Source organism: Burkholderia sp. E168m23 (genome assembly GCF_016586125.1).
Taxonomy (GTDB): Bacteria; Pseudomonadota; Gammaproteobacteria; order Burkholderiales; family Burkholderiaceae; genus Burkholderia; species Burkholderia orbicola.
Genome location: NZ_BCPP01000157.1, coordinates 1 through 9,578, shown reverse-complemented (window position 1 = coordinate 9,578; position 9,578 = coordinate 1). Strand labels below are relative to the sequence as shown.

Sequence of the window (9,578 nt, the reverse complement as noted above, 5' to 3'; positions counted from 1 at the left end):
TTGTGCAGGCGGGCGTTGTACAGGCTCCACAGTTCCGGGCGCTGCGCCTTCGGGTCCCACTGGCCGAATTCGTCGCGGAACGAGAAGATCCGCTCCTTCGCGCGGGCCTTCTCTTCGTCGCGGCGCGCGCCGCCGATCAGCGCCGTGTAGCCGTGCTGTTCGATCGTCTCGAGCAGCGTGACGGCCTGCGCGGCGTTGCGCGAATCGGTCTCGCGGCGCAGCACGACCGTGCCGCGCTTGATCGAATCCTCGACGTGACCGACCACCAGCTCGGCGCCGAGCTCTTGCGCACGGCGGTCGCGGAAGTCGATCACTTCCTCGTAGTTGTGGCCCGTGTCGATGTGCACGAGCGGGAACGGCAGCGTCGTCTTGCGGTTCGCGCCGAGGCCGAACGCCTTCAGCGCCAGATGCAGCACGACGACCGAATCCTTGCCGCCCGAGAACAACAGCGCCGGCTTGCTGCATTCCGCAACCAGTTCGCGCAGGATGTGGATCGACTCGGCTTCGAGCCAGTCGAGGTGGCCCATGCGGCTGTCGGCGCCGGTGGGCGGGGCAAAGGCGGATTGCTCGAGCGTCGTGCTCATGATTTCAGTCCTTCTCTTCTGGGTTCGTGCCGCCCGCTGTCGCAGGCGGCGCAATATTCAGTTTCTTATCGGGCGTTCAGTGCGCGGCGCCGGCTTCGGCATCCGCGGGAATCGGCGTGATCGTGATGTGCAGCCCGCATTCCTTCGTGTCGCGCGACTCCCACCACCAGCGGCCCGCGCGGCTGTCCTCGCCGGGACGGATCGCGCGCGTGCACGGCTCGCAGCCGATGCTCGGATAGCCGCGCGCATGCAGCGGGTTGACCGGCACGTCAAACGCCTTAAGGTACGCCCACACGTCGGCTTCCGTCCAGTCGGCGAGCGGGTTGTACTTCGCGATCCCGCGCGCTTCGTCCTGTTCTTCCTCGTGCAGCTCCGCGCGCGTGACCGACTGCTCGCGGCGCTGGCCCGTCACCCACGCGCCGACGTCGGCCAGCGCGCGGTTCAGCGGCTCGACCTTGCGGATGTGGCAGCACGACTTGCGCAGCTCGACGCTCTCGTAGAACGCGTTCAGGCCGTGCTCGGCGACATACTGGTCGACCGCGTCCTGCCGCGGGTGGAACTGCTCGATCTCGTAGCCGTAGCGCTCGCGCACGCGGTCGATCATGCCGAGCGTCTCCGCGTGCAGGCGGCCCGTGTTCAGCGAGAAGATGCCGATCGACACGCCCTTCGACAGGATCGCGTGCGTGAGCAGCATGTCTTCCGCGGCGAGGCTGCTCGCGAACTTCACCTTGTCGTGACGCTCGCCGATCTGCGCGAGCAGCGCGTCGAGGCGCTCGACCTTGGCGGCGAGTTCCGGCGTCAGCGCGGGGGCGGTCGCGGTGCTCATGCGCTCACCTTGGCGGCAGCCGCCTCGCGGCGGCGGAACAGCGGCGCCGGCTCGTCGAACGCGCCCTGGTAACGCTGCGTGAATTCCGTGAACGCATTCAGCGCGTCGTGGATGTCCTTGTCGGCACGCACCGCGAACGCGTCGAAGCCGCAACGCGACATGTACAGCAACTGGTCGCGCAGCACGTCGCCGATCGCGCGCAGCTCGCCGGTCCAGCCATGACGCTCGCGCAGCAGGCGCGCGATGCTGTAGCCGCGGCCGTCCGCGAAGCGCGGGAAGTCGACGGCGATCAGCGAGATCGCGCCGAAGTCGGCCACGAGATTGGCCGGTTCGCTGTCCGGCGCGAGCCACACGCCGAGTTCGTCCTTCGTCTTCGCGGCGACGAGCGCCGCGCGCCCGGCCTGCCACAACGCGAACGGCACCAGCACCTTGCCGGCCGGCAATGCGTCGACCGCGGGCAGCGTACCGTCTTCCGCCGCGCGTACGACCTGCCATGCGTCGTCGATCACTGCGCGGTTCTTGATAATCGAAGCCATCTGCAAATTCCCTCTACCCGGTTGATTACGCGTTCACTGCCTGGCGCGCCGCATACACGCGCTCCTTGAACGGCGCGATGCCGATGCGATCATACGTGTCGATGAAGCGCTCGCCGTCGATGCGCGCCTCGACGAACGTATCGATCAGCTTCGCGATCACGTCGGGCACTTCTTCCGCCGAGAACGACGGCCCGATCACGCGGCCGAGACGCGCGCCGTTGCGGCCCGTGCCCTGCTCGCCGCCGAGCGACACCTGGTACCACTCGGCGCCGTCCTTGTCGACGCCCAAGATGCCGATGTTGCCGACGTGGTGGTGACCGCACGAGTTCATGCAACCGGAAATGTTCAGCGACAGGTCGCCGAGGTCGTACACGTAGTCCAGATCGTCGAAACGCTGCTGGATCGCCAGCGCGATCGGGATCGACTTCGCGTTCGCGAGCGAGCAGAAGTCGCCGCCCGGGCACGCGATGATGTCGGTCAGCAGGCCGACGTTCGGCGTCGCGAAACCGGCCGCCTTCGCCTTTTCCCACAGCGCGAACAGGTCGCGCTTCTTCACGTTCGCGAGAATCAGGTTCTGCTCGTGCGACACGCGCAGCTCGCCCAACGAATACGCGTCCGCCCAGTCGGCGACCAGATCCATCTGCGCGTCGGTCGCGTCGCCCGGGGCCACGCGGTGGTCCTTCAGCGACAGCGTGACGGCCGCATAGCCCGGCACCTTGTGCGGCGCGACGTTACGCTCGACCCAGCGCGCGAACGCCTTGTTCTCGAGCAGGTGCTGTTCGAACGACGCGTCGGTGTCGGCCAGCTTCTCGTAGACGGGCGGCTGGAAGTACTGCGACACGCGGTCGATTTCGGCCTGCGTGAGCGTCGACGGGCCGTCCTTCAGGTGCTGCCATTCTTCCTCGACCTGCTGCGCGAACTTCGCCGGCGACAGCGCCTTCACGAGGATCTTGATGCGCGCCTTGTACAGGTTGTCGCGGCGGCCGTAACGGTTGTACACGCGCAGCACGGCTTCGCAGTACGTGAGCAGGTGCTGCCACGGCAGGTCTTCCTTGATCACCGCGCCGACGATCGGCGTACGGCCGAGGCCGCCGCCCGCGAGGATGCTCGCGACCACCTCGCCCTGCGCGTTCTTCTTCAGGTACACGCCGAGGTCGTGGATCTGCACGGCCGCGCGGTCACGCTTCGAGCCCGACACCGCGATCTTGAACTTGCGCGGCAGCCACGCGAATTCGGGGTGGAACGTCGACCACTGGCGCAGGATCTCGGCCCACGGACGCGGATCGATCTCCTCGTCCTGCGCGACGCCGGCGAACTGGTCGGCCGTGATGTTGCGGATGCAGTTGCCCGACGTCTGGATGCCATGCATCTGCACCGACGCGAGCTTCGCGAGGATTTCGGGTGTGTCTTCCAGCTCGATCCAGTTGAACTGGATGTTCGAGCGGGTCGAGAAATGGCCGTAGCCGCGGTCGTGTTCGCGGGCGATGCGCGCCAGCATCCGGAGCTGGTCGCTGCGCAGGTTGCCGTACGGAATCGCGATGCGGTGCATGTACGCGTGGCGCTGCATGTACAGGCCGTTCTGCAGACGCAGCGGACGGAATTCGTCTTCGCTCAACTCGCCCGACAGCCGGCGGCGCACCTGATCGCGGTACTGCGCGACTCGCTCGTCGACGATCGTCTGGTCGTATTGGTCGTACTGATACATTCGGGGACCCCAGGGTTTTCGTGGTGACTGCGCGACGTCCTAGCCACGTCGCGCCCGAATCTCCGTTCCGTCGTCACCGCCGCCAACCGCTGCCGGCTGGATTGCTAATGACGAAAACAGATATCCATATTTGAAAAACTCCGGTGAATCGTAATAAACTCGCCTTATATTTCAAACGACTAAAAAATTCTGTTGATATGCGGAAGGGTTATAAATGAACCTGCACCAATTTCGCTTCGTGCGCGAGGCCGTCCGGCAGAATTTCAACCTCACCGAGGCCGCCAAGGCGCTCTACACGTCGCAACCGGGGGTATCGAAGGCGATCATCGAGCTCGAGGACGAGCTGGGCGTCGAGATCTTCACGCGGCACGGCAAGCGCGTGCGCTCACTCACCGAGCCGGGCCGGATCATCCTCGCGTCGGTCGAGCGGATTCTCCAGGAAGTGGAAAGCCTTAAAAGGGTCGGGAAGGATTATGCAGCGCAGGACCAGGGCAACCTGACCATCGCGGCGACCCACACGCAGGCCCGCTACTCGCTGCCGGCCGCGATCGCCGAGTTCAAGAAGCGCTTCCCGAAGGTGCACCTGTCGATCCTGCAAGGCAGTCCGACGCAGGTGGCCGAGATGGTGATCCACGACCAGGCCGATCTCGCGATCGCGACCGAGGCGATCTCCGACTACAAGGAGCTCGTGTCGCTGCCCTGCTTCCAGTGGCATCACGCGGCCGTCGTGCCGGCCGACCACCCGCTGCTCGAACGCAAGCCGGTCACGCTCGACGATCTCGCTCAATACCCGCTGATCACCTACGACGATGCGTTCGCCGGCCGCAAGAAGATCAACCATGCGTTCGCGCTGCGCGGGCTGTCGCCGGACATCGTGCTCGAGGCGATCGACGCCGACGTGATCAAGACCTATGTCGAACTCGGCCTCGGCGTCGGCATCATGGCCGACATTGCGTTCAATCCCGAGCGCGATCGCGGCCTGCGGCTGATCCCGGTCGGCCACCTGTTCGGCAGCAACGTGACGCGCGTCGCGCTCAAGCAGGGCGCCTACCTGCGCAGCTATGTGTATACGCTGGTCGAACTGCTGTCGCCCACGCTGAACCGCAAGCTGATCGAGCAGGCGCTCAAGGGCGAAGCCGAATCGTACGAGCTTTGACGGACAGGTATGAACACGGGGGCGCACATTGCGCCCCTTTTCGTTGCCCGACGGAGATGGAGATTCCCGCATGACGCTTCCCGCCCTGTTGCGACGTCCCACCCTGTTGCGCCGCACCCGCCGCGCCGCCGGCGCCGCCCTCGTGCTGGCCTGCGCGGCCGCGCATGCCGACCTGAAGGTCGGCGTCGACCTGTCGTCGACCGGCCCGGCCGCCGCGATCGGCATCACGAGCAAGAACGCGATCCTGATGTGGCCGAAGACGATCGCCGGGCAACCCGTGCAGGTCACGGTGCTCGACGACGCGTCCGACCCGGGCGCGGCGGTACGCAACATCCGCAAGCTGGTCGACGAGGATCACGTCGACGTCGTGGTCGGCCCGAACATCACGCCGGCCGCGCTCGCGGCGCTCGACGCAGTGGCGGCCGCGCAGACGCCGATGATCACGCTGGTCGGCTCGGGCTCGATCGTCGAGCCGCAGGAGGGCGCGCGGACCTGGGCATTCAAGATGGCGCAGAGCGACCGCGCGATGGCCGACGTGATGACCCGCTACATGGCCAACCACGGCGTGAAGACGGTCGGCTTCATCGGCTTCGCGGACAGCTACGGCGACAGCTGGCTCAACGAATTCACGCGCTTCGCGGACCTGCGCAAGATCCGCGTGATCGCGACCGAGCGCTTCAACCGCACCGACGCGAGCGTCACCGGCCAGGCGCTGAAACTGATCGCGGCGAAGCCGGACGCGATCCTGATCGCGGGCGCCGGTACGCCGACCGTGCTGCCGCAGCGCACGCTGATCGAGCGCGGCTACAAGGGCCCGATCTACCAGACGCACGGGATCGCGACGCCGGAATTCATCAAGCTCGGCGGCAAGGACGTGGACGGGACGCTGTTTCCGACCCAGCCGGTGGTCGTCGCCCGCACGCTGCCGGCCGACCACCCGGCCCGCCAGGCCGCGCTCGCGTTCGTCGACGCGTACGAGGCGAAATACGGCGCCGGCACGGTCACGCAGTTCGCGGGCGATGCGGCGGGCGTGTACCCGCGCCTCGCCGATGCGGTCGGCCGCGCGCTGAAAGCGGCGCAACCCGGCACGCCCGCGTTCCGCGCGGCGCTGCGCCGCGAGCTCGAACGCGCGCACGAGCTCGTCGTGCCGAACGGCGTCGTCAATACCAGCGACAAGGATCACGTGGGGCTCGACCAGCGCGCGAGCGTGATGGGGATCGTGAAGCAGGGCCGGTTCGTGTACCTGAGCCAGTAGCAGAAGCAGCCGGTCGCCGGGCTGCTTGCCCGGTGCCCGGTTTTCCGCCATAATTCGCGTTTCGCCGCGCACAATCTGCATCGGGCGCGCGGCCAGGATCAAGCCCAGGTGGTGAAATTGGTAGACGCAGGGGACTCAAAATCCCCCGCCGCAAGGCGTGCCGGTTCGATTCCGGCCCTGGGCACCAGAATTTCGCAGCGTTATGCGCTGCCACTGTCGAAAGCGCTGCCACTGTCGAAACCCGCGCAAGCTCGCCGCTTCGCGGGTTTTTTGTTGTTGCGCCCGCATTCGCCGCAACAGGTGGCCCGCTCCGGTAGTCCAAGCATCAGGGAATGCCGACCATGGAGGCCGCCCATGTCCATGCGCGCGATTGCATGCCGGACCTGCCGCGGCGTGCTGGCGCTCGTGCTCGGCGGGTGCGACGTGCTGAGCGCGCCGCCCGTACCCGACTGGCCCGGCACGCATGCGCCCTATCCGTTCCCGGACAACATTCCGCATCGCACCGAATGACCCGACGGCCGCCGTTCGCTCGGCAGACTCAGGCCATCAACTCGCGGACGAAGTCGAGAAACACCCTAACCTTGGCCGAAACGAGATTCGACGCGTGGTGATACGCATAAAGCGGAAAAGTCTCGTCGGCCCACTCGGGCAACAACTGCGCCAACCGCCCGTCGGCGAGGATCTCCCGCGCATAGAGCTCCAGCAGTTGCGCGATGCCGACACCGCCCAGGCAAGCGCCGAGCAGCCCGCCCGTATCGTTGACGGTCAACCTGCCGGCGACGTCGACCGGCACCACTTCCTTGCCGCGATGAAACTCCCATTCGTACGGTCGCCCCGTCACCGGATCGCGGATCAGCACGCAACGATGCCCGTCCGCGAGATCGCGCGGATGACGCGGTTCGCCATGACGCGCGACGTAGGCCGCCGATGCGCAGGTCAGCACACGCGTCTCGAGCAGCAGTCGCGCCCGATATGACGACGGCTCCGGGATACCGAAGCGCACGGCCACGTCGAAACCGTCGGCGACGAGGTCGCCCATCCGGTCCCGCACGCTGATCTCGACCGACAGATCGGGAAAGCGGTCGAGAAATTCCGCCATCCGCGGCGCCAGCACGTAGTGGCCGAACGTGCCGTCCACGTTGACCCGCAGCCGCCCCCTCACGCGCGCCTTCGACTGGCCGGCGTCGAGCGCCGCCTCCTCGATGCCGGCCAGCAGCGGCGCGACCGCCTCGTAAAAGCGTCGCCCTTCGTCGGTCAACGTGATCGCGCGGGCCGTCCGGTTGAAGATCCGGATGCCGACCCGCTCTTCCAGCCGGGCAACGGCGCGGCTCACCGCCGGTTGAGTCAGCCCCATCGCCTCGCCCGCCCGCGCGAAGGTGCCGGCCTCTATCACCGCGGAGAGCACACCGATACCGCTGAGCAGCCTGCTGTCGAATCCCATGAGACATACTTTCAGTCATTCATCGACTGATCATTATTCATTATTTTTATTGATCGCGGAAGCCTACAGTTGTCCTGTCGCCGGATCGAACGGCATTCATCCAGTCATCAGGAGCAGGACATGAGCACATCGGAACAGGTCGCCGTCGTCACGGGTTCGTCGCGCGGCATCGGCGCGGAAATCGCCCGCCAACTCGCCCGGGACGGCTTCCGGGTCGTCGTCAACTATGCCGGGAGCGCCGGCCCGGCCCGCGAAGTGGTCGACGCGATCGTCGCCGACGGCGGCCATGCGATCGCGGTGCAGGCGAACGTCGCCGACCCGGCGGCCGTGGCCGCGCTGTTCGACGCCGCGCAACACGCATTCGGCGGTCTGGATGTGGTGGTCAATTCCGCGGGCGTGATGAAGCTCGCGACCATCGCCGACTGCGACGATGCGCTGTTCGACGAAACGCTCGCCATCAACGTGAAAGGCACCTTCAACGTCTGCCGCGAAGCGGCCAGGCGGGTGCGCGACGGCGGATGCATCATCAACCTGTCGACCAGCGTGATCGGCATGCGCATGCCGACTTACGGCGTGTACGTCGCCAGCAAGGCGGCGGTCGAAAGCCTCACGCAGGTGCTTGCGCAGGAAATGCGCGGGCGCGGCATCCGCGTGAATGCCGTCGCGCCCGGGCCGGTCGCGACCGAGCTGTTCCTGCAGGGCAAGAGCCCGGAACTCGTCGAGCGGCTCGCGAAGCTGAACCCGCTCGAGCGGCTCGGCCAGCCCGACGACATCGCGCGCGTCGTCGCGTTCCTCGCCGGCCCGAACGGCGCGTGGATCAACGGCCAGATCCTGCGCGCCAACGGCGGCATGTGCTGACGCCCCCTCGCCGCCACCTCATCTTTCTGCCAGGAGATCGCTCATGAAGGAAGTCGTCCTCGTCACCGGCGCGTCCAGCGGCTTCGGCTTGCTGACGGTCCAGGCGCTCGCGCGCGCCGGTCACACGGTCTATGCATCGATGCGCGAGCGCGCCGGGCGCAACGCGCCGCGCGCCGCCGCCGTCGCGGCCTATGCGCAGGAACACGGCGTCGACCTGCGCAGCCTCGAACTCGACGTCGGCGACGACGCATCGGTCGACGCCGCCATCGAGCGCGTGATCACCGACAACGGCCGTCTGGACGTCGTCGTCCACAACGCCGGCCACATGGTGTTCGGGCCGGCCGAAGCCTTCACGCCGGAGCAGCTTGCGCAGCTCTACGACGTCAACGTCGTGTCGACCCAGCGCGTGAACCGCGCGGCGCTGCCGCACCTGCGCCGCCAGGGCCGCGGCCTGCTCGTGTGGGTGTCGTCCTCGTCGGCGCGCGGCGGCACCCCGCCGTTCCTCGCCCCCTACTTCGCCGCGAAAGCCGCGATGGACTCGCTCGCGGTGTCCTACGCCGCCGAACTCGCCCGCTGGGGCATCGAAACGTCGATCGTCGTGCCGGGCGCGTTCACCCGAGGCACGAATCACTTCCTCCATGCGGGCAAGCCGGCCGATACCGCCGTGCAGGCTGCGTACGACAGCGGGCCGTACGCGGGCGTCGCCGATCAGGCGTTGACGGGCCTCGCCGCGCTCGAACCGGCGGACGCCGACGCCGGCGCCGTCGCCACGGCGATTGCCGAGCTCGTCGCGGCGCCGGCCGGCAAGCGCCCCTACCGCGTGTTCGTCGACCCGTCGCAGGACGGCGCCGAGGAAGTGTTCCGTGTCGGCGATCGCATCCGCCGCGAGATGTTCCGGAACATCGGGCTCGCCGATCTGCTCGCGCCGCGTGTCGACGGCTGATTTCTTCGCGCGCCGGGCCGGCCGGCGCGCGTCAATCCCGCTCGCAGAAGCCGAGAATCGCGTCAGCGACCGCCGTCGCGGATTCGCGCTGCGGGAAGTGCCCGATGCCGTCGAGCACCTGCCGCTCGTAGCGCCCGGCGAAGAACCGCTCGCGCCCGACCGAGCTGTCCGGATGATTGCAGGTGTCCGCGCCGCCGTGCAGCACGAGCGTCGGTACCGTCAGCACGGGCGCCGGGTTCAGCCGCGCGTCGTCGTCGGCATAAGCCGGCGTGCC

General features: G+C 67.5%; 11 protein-coding genes and 1 tRNA gene. 6 read left to right on the top strand and 6 right to left on the bottom strand.

All coding sequences use genetic code 11. The features are described from left to right. From cysD to JMF90_RS10950, 4 genes are all read right to left on the bottom strand, one after another. Positions 1-584 (bottom strand): sulfate adenylyltransferase subunit CysD (gene cysD / locus JMF90_RS10965; protein ID WP_201325102.1); only part of this gene is annotated, 584 nt, incomplete at its 3' end. A gap of 76 nt (positions 585-660) precedes the next feature. After that, positions 661-1,410: a phosphoadenylyl-sulfate reductase gene (locus JMF90_RS10960; protein ID WP_011545986.1), complete on the bottom strand. Its 750-nt coding sequence runs from the start codon at positions 1,408-1,410 to the stop codon at positions 661-663. Continuing rightward, positions 1,407-1,946 (bottom strand): DUF934 domain-containing protein, encoded by a 540-nt coding sequence (locus JMF90_RS10955; RefSeq protein WP_011545987.1) that lies wholly within the window; start codon positions 1,944-1,946, stop codon positions 1,407-1,409. Before JMF90_RS10955 ends, JMF90_RS10960 begins: the two co-directional genes overlap by 4 nt. Positions 1,947-1,971: 25 nt before the next feature. Next, on the bottom strand, positions 1,972-3,651 hold the full coding sequence (locus JMF90_RS10950; protein WP_011545988.1) for a nitrite/sulfite reductase: 1,680 nt from the start codon (positions 3,649-3,651) through the stop codon (positions 1,972-1,974). A 214-nt stretch (positions 3,652-3,865) separates the two neighbouring features. Here JMF90_RS10950 and JMF90_RS10945 point away from each other — a divergent pair, with 214 nt between their 5' ends. From JMF90_RS10945 to JMF90_RS10930, 4 genes are all read left to right on the top strand, one after another. Then, the gene (locus tag JMF90_RS10945) at positions 3,866-4,807 is read left to right on the top strand and encodes a CysB family HTH-type transcriptional regulator (RefSeq protein WP_006478072.1); all 942 of its coding nucleotides are present in this window, start codon (positions 3,866-3,868) and stop codon (positions 4,805-4,807) included. Positions 4,808-4,877: 70 nt separating this feature from the next. Further along, positions 4,878-6,062: an ABC transporter substrate-binding protein gene (locus JMF90_RS10940; protein ID WP_011545989.1), complete on the top strand. Its 1,185-nt coding sequence runs from the start codon at positions 4,878-4,880 to the stop codon at positions 6,060-6,062. A 102-nt stretch (positions 6,063-6,164) separates the two neighbouring features. Further along, positions 6,165-6,249: transfer RNA gene (locus JMF90_RS10935), tRNA-Leu, on the top strand. Between the two features lie 167 nt (positions 6,250-6,416). Next, positions 6,417-6,572 carry a hypothetical protein gene (locus JMF90_RS10930; protein WP_201317003.1) on the top strand — a complete coding sequence of 52 codons (156 nt, stop codon included), beginning with the start codon at positions 6,417-6,419 and terminating at the stop codon, positions 6,570-6,572. 28 nt (positions 6,573-6,600) lie between these two features. On the opposite strand, the gene JMF90_RS10925 is transcribed toward JMF90_RS10930, so the two are convergent. After that, positions 6,601-7,503, bottom strand: coding sequence for a LysR family transcriptional regulator (locus JMF90_RS10925; protein ID WP_011545990.1), 903 nt, complete (start codon positions 7,501-7,503; stop codon positions 6,601-6,603). 120 nt (positions 7,504-7,623) lie between these two features. On the opposite strand from JMF90_RS10925, the gene JMF90_RS10920 reads away from it, so the two are divergent. Together JMF90_RS10920 and JMF90_RS10915 are read left to right on the top strand one after the other, a co-directional pair. Then, a complete protein-coding gene (locus JMF90_RS10920) occupies positions 7,624-8,361 on the top strand; it encodes an SDR family oxidoreductase (RefSeq protein ID WP_011545991.1) in 738 nt (245 codons plus the stop codon). Positions 8,362-8,404: 43 nt separating this feature from the next. After that, positions 8,405-9,304, top strand: coding sequence for an SDR family oxidoreductase (locus JMF90_RS10915; protein ID WP_011545992.1), 900 nt, complete (start codon positions 8,405-8,407; stop codon positions 9,302-9,304). 31 nt (positions 9,305-9,335) lie between these two features. Here the strand turns inward: JMF90_RS10915 and JMF90_RS10910 are convergent. After that, positions 9,336-9,578: alpha/beta fold hydrolase (locus JMF90_RS10910; RefSeq protein ID WP_201325101.1), on the bottom strand; the 243-nt coding region annotated here is incomplete at its 5' end.